24 protein-coding genes are annotated in these 21792 nt (G+C 34.9%); 15 read left to right on the forward strand and 9 right to left on the reverse strand.

The features are described 5' to 3' along the window. Window positions 1-11: 11 nt before the first annotated feature. The 6 genes from IL45_RS05075 to htpG all read right to left on the reverse strand — a co-directional run bounded on the left by IL45_RS05075 (window position 12) and on the right by htpG (window position 6855). Window positions 12-431: a curli production assembly/transport component CsgF gene (locus tag IL45_RS05075; protein ID WP_036581098.1), complete on the reverse strand. Its 420-nt coding sequence runs from the start codon at window positions 429-431 to the stop codon at window positions 12-14. An 11-nt stretch (window positions 432-442) separates the two neighbouring features. Next, window positions 443-1171 carry a CsgE family curli-type amyloid fiber assembly protein gene (locus tag IL45_RS05080; RefSeq protein ID WP_081866538.1) on the reverse strand — a complete coding sequence of 243 codons (729 nt, stop codon included), beginning with the start codon at window positions 1169-1171 and terminating at the stop codon, window positions 443-445. 6 nt (window positions 1172-1177) lie between these two features. After that, window positions 1178-1684, reverse strand: coding sequence for a hypothetical protein (locus IL45_RS05085; RefSeq protein ID WP_036581103.1), 507 nt, complete (start codon window positions 1682-1684; stop codon window positions 1178-1180). Between the two features lie 65 nt (window positions 1685-1749). Further along, the gene (locus tag IL45_RS05090) at window positions 1750-3024 is read right to left on the reverse strand and encodes a hypothetical protein (RefSeq protein ID WP_036581106.1); all 1275 of its coding nucleotides are present in this window, start codon (window positions 3022-3024) and stop codon (window positions 1750-1752) included. 101 nt (window positions 3025-3125) lie between these two features. Beyond that, window positions 3126-4406, reverse strand: coding sequence for a hypothetical protein (locus IL45_RS05095; RefSeq protein WP_036581108.1), 1281 nt, complete (start codon window positions 4404-4406; stop codon window positions 3126-3128). Window positions 4407-4962: 556 nt separating this feature from the next. Further along, window positions 4963-6855, reverse strand: a complete 1893-nt coding sequence (gene htpG, locus IL45_RS05100; RefSeq protein ID WP_036581110.1) for a molecular chaperone HtpG — start codon at window positions 6853-6855, stop codon at window positions 4963-4965. A gap of 327 nt (window positions 6856-7182) precedes the next feature. On the opposite strand from htpG, the gene IL45_RS05105 reads away from it, so the two are divergent. From IL45_RS05105 to IL45_RS05130, 6 genes are all read left to right on the forward strand, one after another. Continuing rightward, window positions 7183-8898 (forward strand): OmpA family protein, encoded by a 1716-nt coding sequence (locus IL45_RS05105; RefSeq protein ID WP_036581113.1) that lies wholly within the window; start codon window positions 7183-7185, stop codon window positions 8896-8898. 57 nt (window positions 8899-8955) lie between these two features. Beyond that, window positions 8956-9843, forward strand: coding sequence for a hypothetical protein (locus tag IL45_RS05110; protein WP_146128658.1), 888 nt, complete (start codon window positions 8956-8958; stop codon window positions 9841-9843). 135 nt (window positions 9844-9978) lie between these two features. Continuing rightward, on the forward strand, window positions 9979-10506 hold the full coding sequence (locus IL45_RS05115; protein ID WP_036581118.1) for a hypothetical protein: 528 nt from the start codon (window positions 9979-9981) through the stop codon (window positions 10504-10506). Between the two features lie 3 nt (window positions 10507-10509). Next, window positions 10510-11142: a hypothetical protein gene (locus IL45_RS05120; RefSeq protein ID WP_036581121.1), complete on the forward strand. Its 633-nt coding sequence runs from the start codon at window positions 10510-10512 to the stop codon at window positions 11140-11142. After that, complete coding sequence (locus IL45_RS05125) at window positions 11135-11935, forward strand: sensor histidine kinase (protein WP_036581125.1); 801 nt, start codon at window positions 11135-11137, stop codon at window positions 11933-11935. The genes IL45_RS05120 and IL45_RS05125 overlap by 8 nt, the downstream gene beginning before the upstream one ends. Next, entirely contained in the window at window positions 11932-12678 is a 747-nt protein-coding gene (locus tag IL45_RS05130) for a LytR/AlgR family response regulator transcription factor (protein WP_036581127.1), read from the forward strand. Before IL45_RS05125 ends, IL45_RS05130 begins: the two co-directional genes overlap by 4 nt. A 3-nt stretch (window positions 12679-12681) precedes the next feature. Here the strand turns inward: IL45_RS05130 and IL45_RS05135 are convergent, their stop codons facing one another. After that, window positions 12682-13287, reverse strand: coding sequence for a DNA-3-methyladenine glycosylase (locus IL45_RS05135; RefSeq protein ID WP_036581129.1), 606 nt, complete (start codon window positions 13285-13287; stop codon window positions 12682-12684). A 51-nt stretch (window positions 13288-13338) separates the two neighbouring features. On the opposite strand from IL45_RS05135, the gene IL45_RS05140 reads away from it, so the two are divergent. The 4 genes from IL45_RS05140 to IL45_RS05155 all read left to right on the forward strand — a co-directional run bounded on the left by IL45_RS05140 (window position 13339) and on the right by IL45_RS05155 (window position 16935). Then, entirely contained in the window at window positions 13339-14187 is an 849-nt protein-coding gene (locus IL45_RS05140) for an OmpA family protein (RefSeq protein WP_081866539.1), read from the forward strand. Between the two features lie 132 nt (window positions 14188-14319). After that, on the forward strand, window positions 14320-15453 hold the full coding sequence (locus tag IL45_RS05145; RefSeq protein WP_036581133.1) for a DEAD/DEAH box helicase: 1134 nt from the start codon (window positions 14320-14322) through the stop codon (window positions 15451-15453). A 103-nt stretch (window positions 15454-15556) separates the two neighbouring features. Next, the gene (locus tag IL45_RS05150; protein ID WP_036581135.1) at window positions 15557-16252 is read left to right on the forward strand and encodes a hypothetical protein; all 696 of its coding nucleotides are present in this window, start codon (window positions 15557-15559) and stop codon (window positions 16250-16252) included. Continuing rightward, window positions 16252-16935: a hypothetical protein gene (locus IL45_RS05155; RefSeq protein WP_036581136.1), complete on the forward strand. Its 684-nt coding sequence runs from the start codon at window positions 16252-16254 to the stop codon at window positions 16933-16935. The genes IL45_RS05150 and IL45_RS05155 overlap by 1 nt, the downstream gene beginning before the upstream one ends. Here IL45_RS05155 and msrB (IL45_RS05160) read toward each other — a convergent pair. Together msrB (IL45_RS05160) and msrB (IL45_RS05165) are read right to left on the reverse strand one after the other, a co-directional pair. Further along, the gene (gene msrB, locus IL45_RS05160) at window positions 16932-17318 is read right to left on the reverse strand and encodes a peptide-methionine (R)-S-oxide reductase MsrB (protein WP_036581139.1); all 387 of its coding nucleotides are present in this window, start codon (window positions 17316-17318) and stop codon (window positions 16932-16934) included. The genes IL45_RS05155 and msrB (IL45_RS05160) overlap by 4 nt on opposite strands. Before the next feature lie 72 nt (window positions 17319-17390). Next, window positions 17391-17903, reverse strand: coding sequence for a peptide-methionine (R)-S-oxide reductase MsrB (gene msrB / locus IL45_RS05165; protein ID WP_036581142.1), 513 nt, complete (start codon window positions 17901-17903; stop codon window positions 17391-17393). A gap of 194 nt (window positions 17904-18097) precedes the next feature. Between msrB (IL45_RS05165) and purE the strand changes: the two genes are divergently transcribed. From purE to IL45_RS14990, 5 genes are all read left to right on the forward strand, one after another. After that, window positions 18098-18592 (forward strand): 5-(carboxyamino)imidazole ribonucleotide mutase, encoded by a 495-nt coding sequence (gene purE, locus IL45_RS05170; RefSeq protein WP_036581144.1) that lies wholly within the window; start codon window positions 18098-18100, stop codon window positions 18590-18592. Next, complete coding sequence (locus IL45_RS14985) at window positions 18585-18824, forward strand: hypothetical protein (RefSeq protein WP_146128659.1); 240 nt, start codon at window positions 18585-18587, stop codon at window positions 18822-18824. Before purE ends, IL45_RS14985 begins: the two co-directional genes overlap by 8 nt. Before the next feature lie 84 nt (window positions 18825-18908). After that, window positions 18909-20969, forward strand: coding sequence for a M3 family metallopeptidase (locus IL45_RS05175; RefSeq protein WP_036581146.1), 2061 nt, complete (start codon window positions 18909-18911; stop codon window positions 20967-20969). A gap of 7 nt (window positions 20970-20976) precedes the next feature. Continuing rightward, on the forward strand, window positions 20977-21540 hold the full coding sequence (locus IL45_RS05180; protein ID WP_036581149.1) for a sigma-70 family RNA polymerase sigma factor: 564 nt from the start codon (window positions 20977-20979) through the stop codon (window positions 21538-21540). Window positions 21541-21544: 4 nt separating this feature from the next. Then, window positions 21545-21790 (forward strand): hypothetical protein, encoded by a 246-nt coding sequence (locus IL45_RS14990; RefSeq protein ID WP_146128660.1) that lies wholly within the window; start codon window positions 21545-21547, stop codon window positions 21788-21790. Window positions 21791-21792 lie beyond the last annotated feature (2 nt).

Here is a 21792-nt window from a genome sequence, read left to right on the forward strand (position 1 = left end):
GTTCTTTGGTCCTAATTATTAGGAATAATAATTTGGGTTTGATCTCCAGTATTAGTGTCCAATAAGTTAACTACTAATCCTTCTAAAGATTCCAAGACTTCAACTTCATAAGATCCTATCGTAAAAACTCCTGGTCTTAATTCTTCTTCTCCTAATTGAAGATTTAAAATCTGACGTGAAAAACCACTAAGTAGTTGTCTATTTAAACCATCAGTAAAGGCGTCCAATTCAGATGTATCATCTATAGCAGATTCTGCTGGATCTGTGAACCTATTTTGTGCTTCAGCACTTTGTATTAACCATTGATAGTTAAATGTATCACCACCAAATGCAGGATTAATAGGTTTGTAAGTAAATTGTTGTGCGTTACACGCTGTATAAGCGAGAACTAAAAATAACAACGAGAGCAATGTTGTAGATTTTGTGAGCATAATATATTTATTTAATTAGTTTCTTCTTTTTGAAGTTGTAAAAATTTTTGAAAAACAGAGCGTATGGCGTTATCCGCCATCTGTTTCATGTACTTCTTTTTAGGGGTTACAAAAAATTCATAAACCACTTCTCTACCTACGGTAACTTTAATTAATGAATTTCTTCCCTGACCAAATTCTTCCTCTACAGTAACAATGCGGTTACCATTAATTTTATATTTATGATATTCTCCATAGAAATAATCGTAAAAATCTCTAGCTGGTTTTGTTCTTGTTTTCTCTATAACAATACCTCTAATCTCAACTCCATCATTAGAAATTATTTCTTCTTTTTCTAGTTGCAGAGAGTTCTCTTTTAATACTTGGACTGCTTTACCTACCAGTTTGTTATCTAAATCATAGATGAGTAACATGATAGTTATTTTTGAGGGGCTGTTAATATTTACAGTAGTTGTGGATAGAATCGCTTTAGTCTTTGCATTTAAAACCCCACGTCCTTCTTGTTTATTCTTTGAGGTATTATTAAGACTATCTTTTTTGAAAACGGTAAGTTCATACCTAATACTTGCTGATACATCTGTAAGGTTTAAAGCAACACCTTGAATAGAAACATAATCTCCTTTTTGTTCTAAAAATAATTCTCCACTTATCTCCTGATTATAATAGGATTTTTGCTCTTGCGATTGAGCGTGCAAGGAGCAAAAAATAAGTAGGACCAATAAATTCAGAGCAATCTTCATAGTAACTTAAAAATTGATTACAAAAACAGATCTTCCGTTTCCAGTTTGATTAATTCTCATATTTTCAGATATGGCATTGGAACCTGCAGTAATCGATGTATTAAAATTTCCATTCTGAATAATATCTAATGAATGGTTTGCAGCACTAATAGTACTATAGTCGTATACTACATTAGAATTTCCAATTTGTACGATGTTTTGCCTAATGCGATCTGCAGAGTGATTTAAAACAGTGCTATTAAGAGTACCATTTTGATATATGTTAATCTGACTATCATCTGATGAAACGCTTACAGTAGCGTTATTACTTGTACCTACCTGTTCAATAAACACACTATTTTGATTAACAAATTGAGTCGTCGTCGTTGCTGATGAATTTTGATCAGAAGCTAGATTGAGCTGCGCATTTGTTGTTTGTAAATTTGCTGTATTGATTACCTGACTATCATCTACATAAGTTTGACCAAAAGCTGTAAATGTGGTAAAAACGAGTAAGAAAAGTATTTTTTTCATAATGATAGTTTTTAATGAAACCGAGAAGCCCAATAGGACTTCTCAGTTCAAGTAATTAAGCAATATTAAAATGTGTGAGCCTTAGTAGCAGCAGCACGTTGAGTTTGACGATTTAAAGAAACATTTGCATTTCTTTGAGTAACTGTTGCTGTATTACTACCACCTGTACCTGGTGCAGTTCCTAGGCTATTTTGATTTATTACAGATACATGATTCATTCCTAGTTGATCAACATCTGCGATATTTCCATTTGCCATCTGATTCACGTAAGAATCGTTATTCATTCCATTCTGGATAGTTAAGGCTTGATTTCCTACCATTTGCCCACCACTTTGTATAACAATAGTTTCGTTTAAAACCCCATATTGCTCTTGTGATGCAGAATGATTCTTACCATTTTGATTTATATATGCTTCATTTAAGCCACCTACTTGATATTGTTCAGCATAATTATCTCCGCCTGTAGAAGATATGTTTTGATGTACTTCTGCCGTATTTACTAAGCCATTTTGCTCTTGGAAAGAAGTATTATCTGATCCATATTGTGTAGAATATGCATTATTATAACCACCAGATTGTACTTGTTGCGAGAATGCTCTCTCTGCTGTTATCGCTGCATCTCCTTGATTAGCCTCAGCATAGTTATTACCACCAAACGGCTGGTATTCACTATCTTGATTTTGAACTATTTCATTATCATCTCCATACTGAGTACCTATTGCTTTATGACCTGGTGTTTGGTTTCCATCAGAGATTTGACTTTGATAAGATCTATTCCCTACTCCATTTACAGCATCATTATTTTGAGTAATAGTAGATTCATTATTGTCATATCTTTGTTGTACCTCAGCAAAGTTGCCTTTACCATCTTGATTAACTAAAGCAAGATTATCTTGAGCTTGTTGAGCAAGATCAGCACCTTGTTGAACAATTGCTGTGTTATCTAACCCAGTTTGAGTACCAAAAACTTCATTCTTGTCCCCTTGTTGAGTTACCGTGAAGTTATTTCCTGCACCATTTTGTTTGATTTCAGAATAGTTTTCTTCACCACTTAAGGCTGATACATTTCCCCATTGAAGGACAACAACTGAATTACGGTTACCGGCATCTGTACCAGTTTGTTCTATAAAAGAAGCATTAGCTGTTCCTTGTTGTTGAACTAATGCATCACTACCGATTCCTTTTTGATCGATGTTAGAATAGTTACCTCCTACTGTTGCACCAGCTGTCGGAGAAACTTGTTGAGCAGGCGCCACAATTGTTTGTGGTGTCTGTGATGTTTGAGCGATTGCGATACCACTAACGAGCAGTGATAATCCGCATATTATTGAGCTTTTCATATAAAATATTTAGAAATATTAATAAAAGGATGGTAATGGTATGATACAATTACCATCCTTAAGTACTTATTTAAATTAAACCGTCCCTACTGGTTTAATAATTAAAATGTGTGTCTTTTAGACGCAGCGATTCTTCTAGTTTGTGGAGTTAAAGCTACATTAGCATTTCTCTGAATAACAGTTGCAGTGTTATAACCACCTGCTGCAGCGGCTGCTCCAGTCGTTGGGTTATTTTGGTTAATTAAACTAGTTTGACCATCACCTGTTTGATCTACCATAGACATGTTTCCATGAGATTGTTGGTTGATTACAGAGTTGTTTAAAGAACCATCTTGAATAGATGTTGCCATGTTACCAGCATCCTGACCATAACGTTGCTTCACGCTAGAAAAGTTATCTTGACCATATTGCTCTTGGTTAACAGTGTTACCGTTACCATTTTGATCAGAACGAGCCTCGTTACGATCTCCATCTTGGAATTGCTCAACTAAGTTGTTTCCTCCAGAAGAAATTCCACCAGTGTTTTGCTCAACAACAGCTTTGTTGTCTGTTCCTAATTGCTCTTGGTAAGACTCATCACTAGAAAGATATTGTGTAGCATATGCTTCGTTAGTTGCACCAGACTGAACTTGTTGTGCAAATGCACCAGTAGCTTCAGTAGTTGCATCACCTTGCTGAATTTCAGCATGGTTTCCACCACCTAATGCAGGAGAACCACTATCTTGAATTTGTACAGCCTCATTGTTATCACCCCATTGCTCACCTATCGCAACTTGTCCTGCAGATTGATTTGGGTTTGATCTTTGATCTTGATAAGAACGGTTACCTACACCAGCTACAGCATCATTTCTCTGAAGAATACTAGCTTCGTTATCATCATAACGTTGTTGAACTTCAGCATAGTTATCTTTACCATCTTGGTCTACTTTAGCTAAATTGTTTTGAGCTTGTTGTGGAGAAGTTGCTCCTTGTTGTACAAGTGCAGCATTGTCTAATCCATTTTGTAAACCTAAGATTTCATTTTCATCACCTTGTTGTGTTGCCATGAAATCATTACCTGCACCATCTTGCTTGATATCAGAATAGTTAAGGTGTCCACTTATACTAGGTTGTACATTACCCCATTGTAGTACATCTACTGAGTTGCGATTTGCAACATCAGTACCTGTTTGCTCGATAAATGAAGCGTTTGCTGTTCCTTGTTGTTGAACTTTTGCATCACTACCAATACCTTTTTGGTCGATGTCAGAATAGTTTCCACCTATTGTGGCTGCTGCTGTCGGAGATGACTGCTGTACTATTGGTGCGATTGTCTGCGGAGTCTGTGCAAAGACAAATCCTCCTATTGCAAGTGCCGCGGCACTCATGATTACTCTTTTCATAATTAAATATTTAGAATTAATATAAACACATTTGCGAGCGATGAAAATAGCCTTACATGCTATAATTCATTTGCGAACCAAGGTTCATTAATCTAAGGGGTTAATTATGACAGGAGATAGGGATATCTGCCAATTGTTTTTAAAAAACTTGAGCTGTTTCTTAATTACGCATCAAAGATAACAGCGAATTCTAAAGATATGCAAATGCACCTAAAGAAATGTTCTTTCACTTCTTAATAAAAACTAAATTTTTACAGCAAAAACAACACCTAACAGATTATGTTAATTTTATGTTAACTTCTATTTTGTAAGGTAATTCCGAGATTAAGTAGGTTTCGAAAAGGATTTCGTTTAACAATTGACCTAATAAAATTAAACAAATAATAAAGAATTCACATCTTTATCCTACATTAATTAATGATTTCTAATTATTAACACAAAAATGTCTATCGCTTTAAGCTGGTAAACTATTAGTTTTTGACCTCAAAAATATCAACAAAAAAACACTCACCTTTTGAGTGAGTGTTTTTGTTAGTTAGCTTAAACTTAAGCTATTTTATTTAATTAAATCATAACTTCTCTTAACAAAATCTGTAAGTGCTTCTCCTTTTAGAAGACCTTGAGAAAGCTTAGCTAGATCGACTGATTGTTTAATTAAACTCGCTTTCTTTTCATCAGATTTTGAGTTAAAAATCTCTTGAATAAGATCGTGATTTGCATTAACAACTAAATTGTACATATCTGGCATATTACCGAAGCCCATCATACCACCGCCGCCACCAGTGGCTTGCATTTCTTTCATACGTCGCATAAACTCTGGCTGTGTAATAATAAAAGGCGCTGAGTCACTACTCATTGCTTCTACTTGAACAGTGTAGCTCGCGTCGCTAATCGTGTCAGTTATGGTTTTTTGTAAGGATTCTTTTTCTTCATCTGATAATTTTGAAATTTGATCCTCATCTTTCTTAATCAAATTATCTATATGATCTGCATCTACTCTCACAAAAGAAACATTCTCTTTAGAACTTTCAAGTTTTTGCATTAAGTGAGATACTATAGGAGAATCTAACAACAATACCTCATACCCTTTATCTGATGCTGCATTTACATAACTATGTTGAGCTTCTCTATTTGAAGTATACAATACAACTGTCTTGTCATCTTTATCCGTTTGAGTAGGCTTAATTTTCTCTATTAACTCATCCCAAGTATAATAAGATCCATTTACAGTAGGATAAAGTGCAAACTTATCTGCTTTTTCAAAAAACTTCTCCTCACTCAACATACCATACTCAATGACTATCTTTATATCGTTCCACTTTTCTTCAAAAGCAGCGCGATCTTCATTAAATAGGGATTTAAGCTTATCTGCAACTTTACGGGTAATGTAACTAGATATTTTTTTAACCGCGCCATCTGCTTGTAAATATGATCTCGAAACATTTAAAGGAATGTCTGGAGAATCTATCACACCACGTAACATGGTTAAAAATTCAGGCACGATGCCTTCCACATTGTCAGTAACGTAAACTTGATTTTGATACAACTGGATACGATCCTTTTGTACATTCAAGTCTTGAGTCATTTTTGGGAAATATAATATACCTGTAAGATTAAAAGGATAATCAACATTTAAATGAATATTAAAAAGAGGCTCCTCAAATTGCATCGGGTACAATTCTCTGTAGAAATTTTTATAATCCTGGTCCTCTAAATCCGCTGGTTGTTTAGTCCATGCTGGATTAGGGTTATTAATAATGTTATCTACTTCTTGAGTCGGCGCTGGATCTTCTTCCTTAGCATCATCTGGCTTTGGTAGAGTTTCTGTTTTCATTCCAAATTTAATTGGAACAGGCATAAATTTATTGTATTTATTTAATAACTCTGTGATACGAGATTCCTCTAGGAACTCTAATTCATCATCAGAAATATGCAATACAATCTCTGTCCCAAAATCGGTCTTATCTGCAGGTTCAATCGTATAATTAGGTGAGCCATCACATGACCAGTGTACTGCTGGTTCATCTTTAAATGATTTAGTAATGATATCCACCTTATCGGCCACCATAAAAGCACTATAGAATCCCAGACCGAAATGTCCTATAATACCACTATCCTTTGCGGTGTCCTTATATTTTTCAAGAAACTCTTCAGCTCCAGAAAAGGCAACTTCGTTGATGTACTTCTGCACTTCATCTTCTGTCATCCCTAAACCTTGATCAATAATATGCAATGTTTTTGCCTCCTTATCAATCTTCACCTCTATTTGCTGCTCGCCCAATTCTACTTTTGCTTCTCCTATACGAGCAAGATGTTGCAGTTTGAGCGTTGCGTCGGTAGCATTTGAAATAAGCTCACGTAGAAAAATCTCGTGATCACTGTATAAAAACTTCTTAATAAGCGGAAAAATGTTTTCCACCGCCACGTTAATGGTTCCTTTTTGTGACATAATATGTGTTATTCTTTAAGTTATTGTAATTACGCTTTCGCGAAAGCGGGATTATTCATCTTCCTTCTATTACTCAAAGGCAGTACCATTTCAAACAAAATGACAAGGTGGCAGCAAAACTGAAAATCTATCAGCTTTTCAAAAAAACCATTGCTGTATTGAATGCTACCGTTCATCAATTACCTCTAGTTAACTCTTGTATTAGATTTCATATTTGAACCGTGGAAAGCCACAAATAACAGTGACAGAGCTGTGGTTTAAGGATTAGCCAAAAAAATAAATCATCGCTCTTTCACTTAATAAATAAAACTCTTAAAACTCTGAATCATGAAATTTTATAAACCATTACTTATTTTATTAATCCTATTACAAGGTATCATTTCATGGTCGCAAGTGAACTATGCGACCGACAATTATCTTCAAATATCACCTCGTATAGGTTATGATTTTCCATCTTATCACAATAACACACCATACATAGATTACAATGGTGGTCTTGAAGCTGGAATAAGTGTTGATTATTATTGGAATTGGATCGGTGTAGGTATAGATGTAGATTACATCAAGAACAGTCCCGAAACTACTTATCCTACAGAAGGGCTCATCGATTTTGACGGTTCTGCCTTTAATTCATTTAATGTGACAGAAGATGGAATAACCCGACTTTTCTATGGGATAGGACCTAATTTTCAATATCGCAACGCAAATAGAAACTTCAGTGCCGAGTTCAATTCTCGTGTAGGACTTGCGTCCATAAAAGGCGGACGTGTCTCTCATGAAGGTTCTACTGCTAATAGTACAGATGTTCCATTAAACTTTCATGCTGGATATGACGTAGGTAGTGCCTTGACCTTTAAGTTACAAACTAGATTAACTTACTTTTTCAACTCGTCGTGGGGAATTCATGCTGGTGCTTATTACATGAGACATCTCAATGTAACAGAATCTGTAGAAAGTAGCATTTCTACTGGATATCATGAATTTAATGACGATCAAGGAGCTCTTTTTTTAACACAGCGTTCTTATAGACAGCGAGAAGAGCCATGTGATTGTGACATTTCTTCAGTAGGAGCTTTTGCTGGTGTTACTTTTAAGCTCAATAAACATGATAAAGAAGAATGTCAAGTTTGTGATAAGTACAATTTAACTGTAATTGCACGAGATAAATTCACCAAAGAACTATTAGCCGATACTGAGGTCGTTCTTAAAGATACAGAAGGAAATATAGTTCAAACTGGGACTTCAAATTCCTATGGTGCAGTTGTTTTTAACGACATTAAAAAAGATGACTATACTATAGAAGGAAAATTATATGATGTAAATCTAGAAGGAACTACAGCAGTAAAAAATGAGTTCAAGGCAAATGAAACGCTTCAAAAAGAAATTGTTTACAGCGATCTAAACTTTATTCTTAAAGGAAATGCTGTAGTATGTAATACAACAACAGCGCTAGATGGAGTCTCTGTTATTTTAAATAATCTTACCGATGCAGAGCAAAAAAACACCATCACAAATATTCAAGGAGAATTTGTTTTCAACGTAAAGCAAAAAGCTACCTATTCTCTACGTGGTAAAAAAGCAAACTACTTCTCACAAACAGAAACGATTTCTACAGAAAATTATGACCGTAGCACTACTCTATTTGTAAAATTAGAAGTATGTCTAGAAGAGGCAGACTGTGGTAAAGCCATCGCTCTTAAAAACATCCTATATGATTTAGACAAGTACTATATACGAGCCGATGCTAAACCTGAATTGAACAGACTTGTACAATTTATGAAGGACAATCCAGGTATTCACATAGAAATATCATCTCACACAGATTCTAGAGGTTCAAACGCTTATAATAAAACACTTTCTCAAAACCGTGCTAGTGCCGCTAGAGATTATATCGCTTCTCAAGGAATAGATGCTAATCGTGTAGTGGGAATAGGCTATGGAGAAACCAGACTTTTAAACCGCTGTGCAGACGGTATTGAATGCAGCGCTGCTGAACATCAAATCAATCGTAGAACAGAGATGAAAGTAATCTGTCCAGAATAATTCATTTATAACACAATATCTCTGTCACGGATGTGGCAGAGATTAAAAATAGAAAACATGAAAAATATTGTAAGTAATTTTAAAACAATAGGATTAAGCTTCTTAGCTATTATGATTCTTTCCTGCGACGGCGATGAAGTTTGCGGCTACACTGGAGATAATGATCCCGATTGCCCTAACCTAGAAGCAAACATAGGTGATGATTGTGACAGTAATGGTGACACCATACTCGACGGAACGGTTAATGAGTTTTGTGAGTGTATTGGGGAAATGATGCCACCTGTAGCATGTGGTGATTTCATGCAAAATGTGGACTTTGAAGTAGTAACAGGAGATGTAAACGCCAGTATCGATCAAGATATAAACCTTGCAACGTCTTGGGGTCCTTTATGGGGCAGTGGTAGTGGATCAGCTAGCCTTGCAGATTTATGGAACTCATCATCTACATTACCAGGTGGATTTGTTCAACCTACTCCTTCTTCAGGAAACTATGCAGGAATGTGGATAGAAAATTCAAATGCTGCTAGCCCTAGTTTCAGAGAAGGAATGTTTAACCAGCTCAGTACATCCATTTTACCTTCTACAGGAATTTATGTCATGTCTTTCAATCATGCAGTGATGGGCATCACAGTAAATAATGATGTAAAAATAGGCGTGTATGGTGTGAACTTTAGTGGGACACTACCTCCTAACCCTACCAGTATGCAAACTCCATCTAATCTAGATTTATATGGACCTGGAAACTCTGTATTATTAGGTGAGATTTTAGTTCCTGCGGGATCTTCAAACACATACACAACAGCAAGTCTAAGTTTTGACACCAATAGCTTAACTATGCCAGCAGCTGGGTTTACACATATTATGATAACTCACAGTCATATCGTATTACCTGATTTTGGTAGAATGTTCATCGCATTTGACGATTACTGTTTAATTAGTGAATAATGATTTTTAAGGGGACAGTGTAGTGCAGAGCAATCTCGCTGCGCTGGTTCTTTTATAATATTTCGCTTTCGCGAAAGCGATTCTAACGATAATAAAAAAACATATACCTTTAAAACTTACTTAAAACCCAACCTTATGAAAACTAAAAAAATTAACTATCTATTACTGGCTTGTATTGTTCTATTAGTAACCGCTTGTAACTGGCCAACTGACACACCAGAAACAGCTCTAGATTGTTCAGGTGATGGACATGGAATTATTCAAAGATCTCAAGGAGTTCAAATGGTCAATGATTTTAATCAAATCAATCAAACGATTATGAATGAAAATTTACCTTATATAAATACAAACGGTGATTCCATTAATGTTTCTCATACACCTGAAGTTCACTTTAACTTAGATGATATGAAATGTTTTATTGAATACGTGGAGAGTTTTGAAGGAGAATATGAAAACTTAGGAATAAGAGCATATCTAGCTGCTCAAAATGACCCTACAACTAATAACTATAAAACGACCATCATTTTTGCTCCTACAGGATATCCAGTGGTAACTACTGGCTCTGCAATCTTCCCACAAGCACCTAATATTCCTGGTGCTGACTTATTAAATCATGGTAACGCAGGAATGCCACCAGTAGGTACTGGATTATCTAATCCTTAAACAATGACATTAGTAGAAGTAACGAGTTATATTCTGTATTCTAGTATGATTACTGCATTATTATATGCAGTAATTAACTGGAATCACATTAAAAATAAACCAGAATTATGGATACTTATTTTTTTATTAGTAACTACCGTTCTTGACTTGTGTGGTGTATATTTTAGGCTTTATCATGGTTCTAAACTACAGGTTTTCAGCAATCTTATTATATTAATTTCTAATCTTATATTGTCCTATTGGTTTTATAAACATATTAAAAATAAAGTCTTGCTCTTTATCAGTATTTCTACCATTTTTTTATCATTTTTCATCAGCGCCTTTCAACAAAATTTTTTAAGAGAGATATTTTATTATGCAAATTTTATAATCTCTATCATTTTATTAATTAATGTCTTTTTCTATTTATACAAGCTCTTGCTTTCAGATAATGTAGTACGCTATAACAAAACGCCGGCTTTCTGGATCTCCATAGGTATAGTTATCTATCAAATAAATCTAGTTATTGTATTCTTTCTTATACAAGAGAAACTTAAACTTACTACTAACATTTATTTCACGATTATTACAACGGTAAGCGTATTACTTTATAGTAGTATCATTTATGGAATAAAGCTATCTAAAGATTATGGATAATCTAGTATTAACTTATACTTTACTTTTCATTTTAGTACTGGTTGTTGTGTTAGGGATGGTGTTTTTATTTATAACCTTCAACAATCGTAAAAACCAGCTTCTTCAACAACAACTAGAAGATCAACTGGCCGCACAAAAGAAGCAATACGAGAGTGAACTTAATGCCTTGCGCAGTCAACTCAATCCGCATTTTGTGCATAATAGTTTAAATGCTATTCAATATTACATCCAGCGCAACGAGGTTGAAATAAGCGAAGATTATCTTACCAAGTTTTCAAAATTAATGCGTCTCTTTTTTGATTATTCTCGTACCAAAACTATTACACTTAAAGAAGAAATAGCCTTCATTAAAAAATATCTAGATATTGAAAAACTAAGGTTTGAAGATAAAATTGAATATTATATTAATATAGATAAATCGCTAGATACTACTGACCTCAACATACCTACCATGATGATACAGCCTATACTAGAGAACGCGGTAAATCATGGAATCTTTCATAAAACCTCAACGGGTACTATAGAAGTCGATTTTAAAACAACTAAAGAGGAGAATCAATATCAAATAGTTATTAAAGATGACGGAATAGGAATCAATAAGACTAAAAAACACAATAAAAACACCACAGGAACTGCAAAAGCACACTCTAGTACTGTCATTGCAGAACGATTAGATATTTTAAACGATAGTGGTGACTGGAACATCTCCTTCTCTATCCATGACCGATCTGATATTGATGACGGTACAGGTACCATCGTTCAATTAACCATTCAAAATTTAAGTGAGTTATGAGCATAAAAACTATTTTAATAGATGATGAGCCTAAGGCTATCGCGATACTTAAAAATAAAATTGAACGCTTATGTCCAGATCTGGAAATCGTAGCAACGATAGAAAAACCAGCGCTCGCATTTGATATTATAAACGAGTTACAACCACAACTAGTATTTATAGATATCGCCATGCCTGGCATGAGCGGTTTTGATGTATTGGAACAGTTTAAAAAACCGCAATTCGAAATCATATTTGCCACAGCTTTTGATCAATATGCCTTAGACGCTATTAAACAGTGCGCTATAGGCTACCTAGTTAAACCTATTGATAATGAAGACCTTGTAGAGGCAGTCACTAATGCTACAACAAATATCGAGCAAAAAAATGCACTAGTTAAAAACACGCAACTACTGGAAAACATCAATCAAGAAAACTTTCAAAAAAAGAAAATTGTCATTCCATCAACTGATGGATTAGAGTTTGTAAAAGTTAAAAGTATCACGCATTGTGAAGGCGTTGATGGATATACTAAAATTCACTTTACGAACCGTAAACCCATTCTTAGCTCCAGCAGCATTGGACATTTCAAAAAACTATTATCTCATCCAGATTTTTACCATGTGCACAAATCTTATGTAGCAAACACTAATCATATTATTAAGTATTTAAACGATGGATATGTAACCTTAACAGGTGATGTGACCATACCTGTCGCAAGAGCAAAACGTGCAGAGTTTTTAGAAAAATTCCGCAGTGCGTAAGAGTTATCGCCTGCTTATATAATCGCTAGTATTTAGGTAGAAACGCCATGGCAAATTCTTATCTTCATCAGCATAATCGATTCCTATTCTAGTGGTTGATATAATATCGCTTTCGCGAAAGCGGAATAAATCACTCTTCTCTATCCATACTTCATCACCGGTTAAATCTGCTCCATAGAACGATTTATCGAGTGCAAAGGCTTTACTAAAATTACCAGGTCCTGAGGTTAAGGTCTTATCTAGTTTCTTTTTACCTCTGCGTTTTAGCATGATGTCTATACCTTCTACAGGCTCTACTGCACGTATTAAAATAGCGTCTGCATTACCATCAGTATTTGTGATGATATTAAATAAATGATGGATGCCATAACACAAGTAAACATAAGCAACGCCACCTGGTTCATACATCACCTTAGTACGATCTGTAAAACGACCTAAATGTGAGTGACAAGCCTTATCATCATAACCACGATAAGCTTCAGTTTCAGTAATTATGCCGCTTGTTAGTTCTCCATTAATGTTACTCACAATCTTTTTACCTATTAAATCTCGAGATAATTCCACGACATCATTATGTTGATAATATGATATAGTTAACTTCTCAGACATCGTTTTGGATTGAAAACACTAAATTAATGCTTGCAACGTTTTTCTATTGTTATGAAGATGATAAAATACTTTTTCTTAATTTTTTCTGTCGTGGTTACCGCTCAACAAAAGACCGAACAGTTTTCGGTTTACTTTGATACCGATAGTGCTGTTTTAAATACTCAATCACTGGATATAATTAACGCCTATGTTATCAATTCTGAAAGTTCTAGAATCACAAATATTTCTCTATCAGGTTATTGTGACGACCGTGGTAGTGTTGTTTATAACGAGCAACTAGCATGGGAACGAGTTTGGTCTATTATTGATTATTTGAAACCTAATTATGCATACGGTGCATTTAGCGAGCAAGCTATAGGAGAAGTTGCATTACAGTCCAGTTCAAACATTAAACAACAACGCACTCAAAATAGACGAGTAGATATAACAGTAACTTATGAAGAAGAACCTGAGCCTAGAGTAGAACCTATAGCCGTTGCTGCAGATAGTATTGAAAAATACCGTTCTTATGATATCTTAAAAGACAGTCTTCAAATTGGTGATAAACTAGTATTTAACAATGTCATTTTCTATCCCGGCAGGCATGTTTTAAGAGAATCTTCTTTTCCAGTAATGGACTCTATTATCAACTCTTTATTACTTCATAAAAAATATGAAATCGAGATACAAGGCCATATATGCTGTCTATCTGCTGGTGTTTATGGACGAGACATGGACACAGGCCAATGGAATCTATCACAAGCTAGAGCAGAACAAGTAAAACGTTTTCTCGTTAAATATGGAGTCGCTGCTGATCGTCTAACGACCATAGGGAAACAGGCTAATTTTAAAACCGGAAAAGGTGATTTTTATGACCGTAGAGTTGAGATTCACATCACCGGAATACGTGAAGATGATTAAAAATAGTCAACCTGAAGATTTCATAGTCTAAACTTGAAATTTTAAAACTAAATATCATATCAGTTACACATACTAAGACAGATGCATTTTACTGCAAAAACGAGCTATCTTTGCATGGTATAAAATCAACATATGTCTTTTGAATCCTTAGGATTATCTAACCAATTACTTTTTGCCTTAAGAGAAAATCAATTCTCTCACCCTACACCTATTCAAAAGCTAGCCATGCCTGATATCCTGGCTGGTAAAGATGTGCTAGGAATTGCAAAAACTGGATCTGGTAAAACCATGGCCTATGCCCTACCGCTTTTACAGCGATTAGAAGGAATTGAATCTGAAAACAGACATATTACCGCATTGATACTGGTACCTACCAGAGAACTAGCAGCGCAGGTAAGTGAGGTTTTTATTCCATACTCTAAAGCTTTAACAAAGCCGTTGATTACTACGGCAGTTTATGGCGGTGCTTCCATTAATCCGCAAATGCGTAAGATGAATAACGTCGATATTCTAGTAGCGACACCTGGTAGATTGTTAGAACTTATTGAAGCAAATGCAGTGCATTTAAAAAATGTCAAAGCTTTAGTCCTCGATGAAGCCGATAAAATGCTAACTAAAGGTTTTAAAAAGGAACTCGACCAGATACTAAAACTATTACCTAACAAAAGACAAAACTTGTTATTCTCTGCCACGTTGAGTGAAGATGTTGATGAATTACAAAGAGTTTTGCTGAATGATCCAGTAACAGCATCTGTAGAAGAAAAGGAAGAGGATATATCTTTAATTAAGCAAATAGGTTATCGAGTCATTGAGAATAAAAAAGGAGCATTATTAAGACATCTCATGAAAGAAAAAGAGATGACTCAAGTACTGATTTTTTGCTCTTCTACCTACCAAGTAGATCATGTAAACGACAAGCTCAAAAAGAATGGAATAGCCTCAAAAGCTATTCATAGTAAGAAAAGTCAAGGTGCAAGAAACTCTGCATTGAGCGAATTCAAATCTGGAGAATTAACGGCATTAGTCTCAACAGATTTACTCGCTCGCGGAATAGACATCGAGTTTTTACCTTTTGTAGTAAATTATGAATTGCCTCGATCTCCTAAAGACTTTGTTCACCGTATAGGAAGAACCGGTCGAGCTGAAAATCCAGGAGAAGCTATTACGTTCATAAGCTCAGAAGAGTCTCACCACTGGCGAGTGATTCAGAAGAAAATGAAGATTAAAGTATGGACTGAGGATTTGCCGGAGTGGAATTCTAAGTAGGTCTTGAGTCTTTTTTAAGTTTTTACTCGCAGCGCAGTATCAAGTTTAGGTTTAAGTTTAAGTTTAAAATACTTAAAGGCACAAAACTTGATGACTTACCTATATGAAAAAACTCTTACTACTTTCTGTATTCACCTTGCTTTTTGTTTCTTGTAAGGACTCGGTTGAAACTGAAGTTCCTGAGGAAAAAGCATTTGACTACAAAGCTTATTTGTTGCGGAATAATGATGAAAATATTCCAACTTTTGAATTTCCGGCAAACGCACCTTCTAAGAATATTTTTAAAATAATAGATAATTATACACAACAGGAATGTTTTGATGGTTTCCGATTCAATTACAAGATTGGTGCTTACAAAGTACAATGTTTTGCTGCCGAGTTTTGTCACAATCCGCCACCACCATCGAATCCAACAAGGTTGTCGTTTGAAATAAATGATAAGAATGGGCTTTGGTTCAATTATAAAATTATCAAACCAAATCAAGTCAAAGATCAAAGCTTAATATTTTTGAATACTATAGAACGTGACTACAAACGTTTTATAATACGTTTTAAAGTAGATTCAAAAAGTGACGCTTTAATAACAGAGATAATTCTTGAGGATATTATTGAAGCTTACTTAACTTTCTCAAGTTCTTTATTTAAGCAGGAATATGGAAAACCTATTCATAAGGCATCGCAGTCAGATTTAAATGATTTTAAAAGAAAACACGGAATGTTAATTGTATTTTATGATATAGAAAGCTTAAGAGTTCCACCGCCACCGCCACCAGCTTCTGAAATCAACAACGAGTTTTAATGAGAAAACTTCTCCTACTTTTAGTATTAATTGCATTTCTTTCCTGTAAACAAGAAAAGAATACTATTCTAGAAATCGATACTCCATTTGACTACACTAGTTACCTACTAAGTCATTCTGATAGTGTTCCTACTTTAGAGATAAAATTTGACCAACCCGATTCATTAGTCTTCGTTCAATTAAACGAGGAATTAATGCCAGATGGCTGTGAAACCTCTAAAGATTTTAATCTCAAAATTGATAGTTTAACTATTGCAGCAAGATTTCAACAGCCATGTGATATGCCTATGTTCTGTGGCCTAAAATTGAATGTAGAGGTACTTATTAATAGAGATAATCAAATACTAGTTGAACAAGAATTTGTAAATGACACTTCAGATTTACTTTTAAAAATTGACAGAGTTATTAAGAATAAAAATGAATATGCTTATAAAAACAGAACTGGACTAATCATTATAAGAGATAAAAAAGCAGATTTAAGTCAAAGTAAACTTGTCATTCAATCTTTTGTAGCGTCTTATAATAAATACATGGATAGCATCGCATTAAACCGTTTCTACAAAAACCTTGAAAAACTAAACCTAAAAGAACTTGACGAACTTAAAAAAGAAAGAATTTTAGTTCTAGAATACTGGAATTATCCTAAACCTAGAATTCCGGAAAGACAAGAATTAAAAAATTAAGAATCTTTCTTAAAATCCACACTCACACTGTTTACGCAGTGTCTAATTCCTGTCGCTGTAGGTCCATCGTTAAAAACATGGCCTAGATGGCTACCGCAGTTAGCACACATAATCTCGGTACGTATCATACCATGAGATACATCACGTTTGCGCATAATAGCTCCTTCTATTTCATCATCAAAAGATGGCCATCCACAACCGCTGTCAAATTTAGTTTCAGACTTATATAAGTCATTTCCACAAGCGGCACAGCTATAAGTTCCATCTTCATAATGCGTATTATACTCACCTGTAAATGGTCGCTCTGTTCCTTTTTCTCTTAGAACTCTATATTGCTCTGGAGTGAGTTCCTTTTTCCACTCTGCATCTGTTTTTTCTAACATAATACTATTGTTTGTTCGCTTTGATTTGTAAATACGCTTTCGCGAAAGCGTAATCTACACCAGCTCATGGGATTATTTATTTAAAGCAGGAATTGCCTCACCTTCAGGTATAAATTCTAGAGCTACTCCATTTATGCAATGGCGCTTTCCCGTTGTATCGCTAGGTCCATCATTAAACTCATGTCCTAGGTGACTACCGCATGTATTACATTTTAATTCTGTACGTGCGTAGCCTATTTTATAGTCCACATCGCGTTCCACTTGACCTTCAATCGCTTGGTCATAACTAGGCCATCCCGTACCAGAATCAAATTTGTTTGCATTATCATAAACAGGAGCATTACAAGCTGCGCAGATTAAGGTTCCTGCGGCGTATTGTTTATTTAAAGGGCTCGTGTGAGGTCGTTCTGTACCTGCACGACGCAGTACATCATATTGCGCTGGTGTTAACTCTGCTTTCCATTGTGCATCAGATTTTTGTACTTCATATACTTTTTCTTGAGTATCATTCTGTGCTAAATCTGTTGTTGATGTTTTACAACCTATAGCTGCAATAATCGTTAAAGTTATTATTAAATATTTCATGTCTTATTTTTAAGTAAAGTTACATGATTAAAGAGTTTTCGGTTCTTTAAGATTTGTTAAGTATTATGTCGTTTATATCACAAAAACATTGCAGATAAGTAAACAGTAAGTAGGAATGATTGCAGAAACAAAAGAAAATAAAAAATGCTCTTAAATAGCGACTGCCTTTACGGCATAATTGCTAATTTTAGGGCATGAATAAAAAAGTAGCAATAATAATGGGCTCTACTAGTGACTTGCCAGTGATGCAGGACGCTATAGACGTTTTAAAAGAATTAGGAATAGAGACCTATGTAGATGTTGTAAGTGCACATCGTACTCCAGAGAAAATGTATGATTTTGGTAAAAACGCCCATAAGAATGGGATTGCTGTTATCATAGCTGGTGCTGGTGGCGCTGCTCATTTACCAGGTATGGTAGCAAGTTTATCTCCTTTACCTGTAGTAGGTGTCCCTGTAAAATCATCAAACTCTATTGATGGATGGGATAGTGTTCTTTCAATTTTACAAATGCCTGGTGGCGTACCTGTCGCAACGGTTGCACTTAATGGTGCAAAAAACGCAGGAATTCTTGCTGCACAAATCATAGGTGCCACACAAGAAGACGTACGTGAACGTATTGTTGCTTATAAAGAAAGTCTTAAGGAGAAAGTAACTAAGGCCGCACAAGAGATGCGCAACAATGTCTAGATCTTTTCAAATAGCATCTATTATAATCATAAGCCTTACCATTGTTTGGTTTATGATTATGGGAATGGATAAATACACACCACAATGGCAATTTCTAACCGCTGGTGGTATTCATTTCTTAATGTCTATCATTATTAATAGACAATTTGTAAAAGCACGTTATAATTACCTAGGCATCATACACAGTATATTAATGATTACGCTAGGTGGCTATGGCTACTTTTTTGTTTAAATTATTTTGTTTAACCTTTTTGTACAAAAGTTTAACAGTTCTACATGGAACATATTGACTTTTGAAGATTAATTTTACCATATCATGAGTGTTACTAAAAACCCTTTATTAGAAAAATTTGATACTTTTCAAAATACCGCTCCTTTTTCGTTAATAAAAGAAGAGCAATTTGAAGAAGCATTTGATACTGCCATAGAATTGGCACGTAAAGAAATAGATGCTATAACTAATAATACTGTAGCGCCTACTTTTGAAAACACGATTGAAGCCCTTGATGCATCAGGAGATGTATTAAGTCGCATATCAAGTATATTTTTTAATTTGAATAGTGCCGAGACTAATGATGAGATTCAACGAATTGCTAGAGAAGTAAGTCCTAAACTCTCACAATTTGGTAATGATATCACTTTAAACGAGTCACTATTCAAACGTGTTAAAGAGGTTTATGAATCTAAAAACGAACTCAATTTAGATGTAGAACAATCTACTCTATTGGAAAAAAAATACAAGAGTTTCTCACGTAATGGTGCAAATTTAATTGAAGATAAAAAATCACGCTTGCGCGAGATTGATAGTCAACTATCCCAGTTGACCTTAAAATTTGGTGAGAATGTTCTCGCTGCTACTAATGCTTATGAATTACATTTAGAAGATGATTCTAGACTAGCTGGTTTACCAGAGAGTGCTAAGGAAGCTGCAGCAGAGCTTGCTAAAGCCAAAGAAAAGGAAGGATACATTTTCACATTAGATTACCCTAGCTATATCCCTTTCATGACTTATGTTGACGATCGTGAATTACGTAAGGAACTATCAATGGCTTTTGGGTCTAGAGCTTTTAAAGACCAATTTGATAATCAAGATAATGTACTTCAAATAGCTGCTTTAAGATATGAAAGAGCACAACTTTTAGGTTATGAGACGCATGCTCATTTTGTGCTAGAAGAACGTATGGCCATGACACCAGAAAAGGTCATGGAATTTTCTAACGATATTCTAGAAAAAGCAAAACCAGCAGCAGAACGTGACTTTTTAGAATTACAAAATTTTGCCATAGCTGCCGCTTCAAAATCTGATGTGAGTGAGCCTATTACAAAATTGCAAAAATGGGATGCCGCATACTATGCTGAGAAGTTGAAAAAACAATTATTTGAACTAGATGATGAATTATTAAAACCTTATTTTAAACTAGAAAATGTAATCGATGGTGCCTTTGAGGTGGCAAATCGTCTTTTTGGACTAAGCTTTGAAAAGACAACACAGGTAGATAAATATCATGATGATGTCATGACTTATGAGGTTAAAAATGAAGATGGAAGTTTAAATTCTATATTTTATGCAGACTTCTTCCCACGTAAAGGGAAACGCAATGGTGCCTGGATGACCTCTTTTAAAAGTCAATATGTAGAAAATAACAAAAATGAACGTCCACACGTTTCTATCGTTTGTAATTTTACTAAACCTACAAATACAAAACCGTCATTACTCACGTTTAATGAAGTTACTACTTTGTTTCATGAATTCGGTCATGCATTACACGGCATGTTAGCAAATACACGTTATCGTAGTTTATCAGGAACATCAGTTTACTGGGATTTTGTAGAATTACCTAGCCAGATTTTAGAGAATTGGTGTTATGAAAAAGAAGCCTTAGAGATTTTTGCGAGACATTATGAAACCGATGAGGTGATCCCGCTAGAGTACATTGAAAAAATTAAAAAAGCAGCAAATTTTCAAGAAGGCTTACAGACCTTAAGACAGTTATCTTTTGGTATGTTAGACATGAGCTGGCATGGTATTAATCCATCAGATATTACAGATGTAAAAGCCCACGAAAGAACAGTCTTTGAGAAAACAGATTTATATCCAGATGTTTCTTCCAGTTGTATGAGTACGGCATTTGGTCATATTTTTCAAGGTGGTTACAGTGCGGGATATTATAGTTATAAATGGGCAGAAGTACTCGATGCAGACGCCTTTGAAGTTTTTAAAGAGAAAGGGATTTTTGATAGATCGACAGCAACCAGCTTTAAAGATCATATCTTATCAAAAGGAGGAACAGAAAACCCTATGATATTATATAAACGCTTCCGCGGAAGCGAACCTAAAATAGATGCCCTGCTTAAAAGAGCAGGACTCGTTACATAAATAAACGATGCCAGAAGTAAAACTGATACCTGAAAAATGGGTAGACCGATACGGTGACTACCTTTTTAATTTTACCATTTCTAGAGTAAATGACTCTATTATGGCTCAAGACTTGGTGTCTGAAACGTTTTTGGCAGGTTTAAAAAGTGCTCATAGATTTAAGGGACAATCTACAGAACGAACTTGGTTAATCTCGATTCTCAAGCGCAAAATAATAGATCACTATCGTAAATCTAATTCAAAAAAGGGTCAGGCCGAAGTGCGCATGAGTTACCTAGATAATGGAGATCAGAATGGTGACTGGATGGAAGAACAGGTTAGAGACCTGCGCAACCCAAATGTTGAGGATGAAATTGAACAAAAAGAATTGGGTGTAGCATTAAATGATTGTATTGCTGCTTTACCTGAGAGATATGCTACTATATTTGTCCAAAAGACCATTGACAAATTGGATACAGAAACTATCTGTAAGGAACATGATATCACAGCGTCCAACCTATGGGTAATCATTCACCGTGCACGCGTACAGTTAATGGATTGCTTAAATAGCAAATGGTACAAGAAGGATTAAGAAAATGAGTAGAATTTTTATCTCGTGTGATGAGGCGAGTATTTTAAGCACAAGAGATCAGTATAATGATCTTTCTTCCAAAGAAAAATTTAGGCAAAGTCTACATCATGGACACTGCTTGAGATGCAGAAATTTTGATAAAAAATCACGTTTATTTTCTAGAACAATCAACAGTTTAGGATGGGTAAAACTGTCTAAATCTCAAAAGAATTCTATTAAAAGCAAACTGAAAGCTGCCATGAAAAAGTAAGC

The organism is Nonlabens ulvanivorans (assembly GCF_000732625.1).
GTDB lineage: Bacteria > Bacteroidota > Bacteroidia > Flavobacteriales > Flavobacteriaceae > Nonlabens > Nonlabens ulvanivorans.

Bases quoted from the DNA above. Each gene is read 5' to 3' on its own strand.
- IL45_RS05075 (WP_036581098.1), bottom strand. From the start codon at position 431: ATGCTCACAAAATCTACAACATTGCTCTCGTTGTTATTTTTAGTTCTC.
- IL45_RS05080 (WP_081866538.1), bottom strand. From the start codon at position 1,171: ATGAAGATTGCTCTGAATTTATTGGTCCTACTTATTTTTTGCTCCTTG.
- IL45_RS05085 (WP_036581103.1), bottom strand. From the start codon at position 1,684: ATGAAAAAAATACTTTTCTTACTCGTTTTTACCACATTTACAGCTTTT.
- IL45_RS05090 (WP_036581106.1), bottom strand. From the start codon at position 3,024: ATGAAAAGCTCAATAATATGCGGATTATCACTGCTCGTTAGTGGTATC.
- IL45_RS05095 (WP_036581108.1), bottom strand. From the start codon at position 4,406: ATGAAAAGAGTAATCATGAGTGCCGCGGCACTTGCAATAGGAGGATTT.
- htpG (WP_036581110.1), bottom strand. From the start codon at position 6,855: ATGTCACAAAAAGGAACCATTAACGTGGCGGTGGAAAACATTTTTCCG.
- IL45_RS05105 (WP_036581113.1), top strand. From the start codon at position 7,183: ATGAAATTTTATAAACCATTACTTATTTTATTAATCCTATTACAAGGT.
- IL45_RS05110 (WP_146128658.1), top strand. From the start codon at position 8,956: ATGAAAAATATTGTAAGTAATTTTAAAACAATAGGATTAAGCTTCTTA.
- IL45_RS05115 (WP_036581118.1), top strand. From the start codon at position 9,979: ATGAAAACTAAAAAAATTAACTATCTATTACTGGCTTGTATTGTTCTA.
- IL45_RS05120 (WP_036581121.1), top strand. From the start codon at position 10,510: ATGACATTAGTAGAAGTAACGAGTTATATTCTGTATTCTAGTATGATT.
- IL45_RS05125 (WP_036581125.1), top strand. From the start codon at position 11,135: ATGGATAATCTAGTATTAACTTATACTTTACTTTTCATTTTAGTACTG.
- IL45_RS05130 (WP_036581127.1), top strand. From the start codon at position 11,932: ATGAGCATAAAAACTATTTTAATAGATGATGAGCCTAAGGCTATCGCG.
- IL45_RS05135 (WP_036581129.1), bottom strand. From the start codon at position 13,287: ATGTCTGAGAAGTTAACTATATCATATTATCAACATAATGATGTCGTG.
- IL45_RS05140 (WP_081866539.1), top strand. From the start codon at position 13,339: ATGAAGATGATAAAATACTTTTTCTTAATTTTTTCTGTCGTGGTTACC.
- IL45_RS05145 (WP_036581133.1), top strand. From the start codon at position 14,320: ATGTCTTTTGAATCCTTAGGATTATCTAACCAATTACTTTTTGCCTTA.
- IL45_RS05150 (WP_036581135.1), top strand. From the start codon at position 15,557: ATGAAAAAACTCTTACTACTTTCTGTATTCACCTTGCTTTTTGTTTCT.
- IL45_RS05155 (WP_036581136.1), top strand. From the start codon at position 16,252: ATGAGAAAACTTCTCCTACTTTTAGTATTAATTGCATTTCTTTCCTGT.
- msrB (WP_036581139.1), bottom strand. From the start codon at position 17,318: ATGTTAGAAAAAACAGATGCAGAGTGGAAAAAGGAACTCACTCCAGAG.
- msrB (WP_036581142.1), bottom strand. From the start codon at position 17,903: ATGAAATATTTAATAATAACTTTAACGATTATTGCAGCTATAGGTTGT.
- purE (WP_036581144.1), top strand. From the start codon at position 18,098: ATGAATAAAAAAGTAGCAATAATAATGGGCTCTACTAGTGACTTGCCA.
- IL45_RS14985 (WP_146128659.1), top strand. From the start codon at position 18,585: ATGTCTAGATCTTTTCAAATAGCATCTATTATAATCATAAGCCTTACC.
- IL45_RS05175 (WP_036581146.1), top strand. From the start codon at position 18,909: ATGAGTGTTACTAAAAACCCTTTATTAGAAAAATTTGATACTTTTCAA.
- IL45_RS05180 (WP_036581149.1), top strand. From the start codon at position 20,977: ATGCCAGAAGTAAAACTGATACCTGAAAAATGGGTAGACCGATACGGT.
- IL45_RS14990 (WP_146128660.1), top strand. From the start codon at position 21,545: ATGAGTAGAATTTTTATCTCGTGTGATGAGGCGAGTATTTTAAGCACA.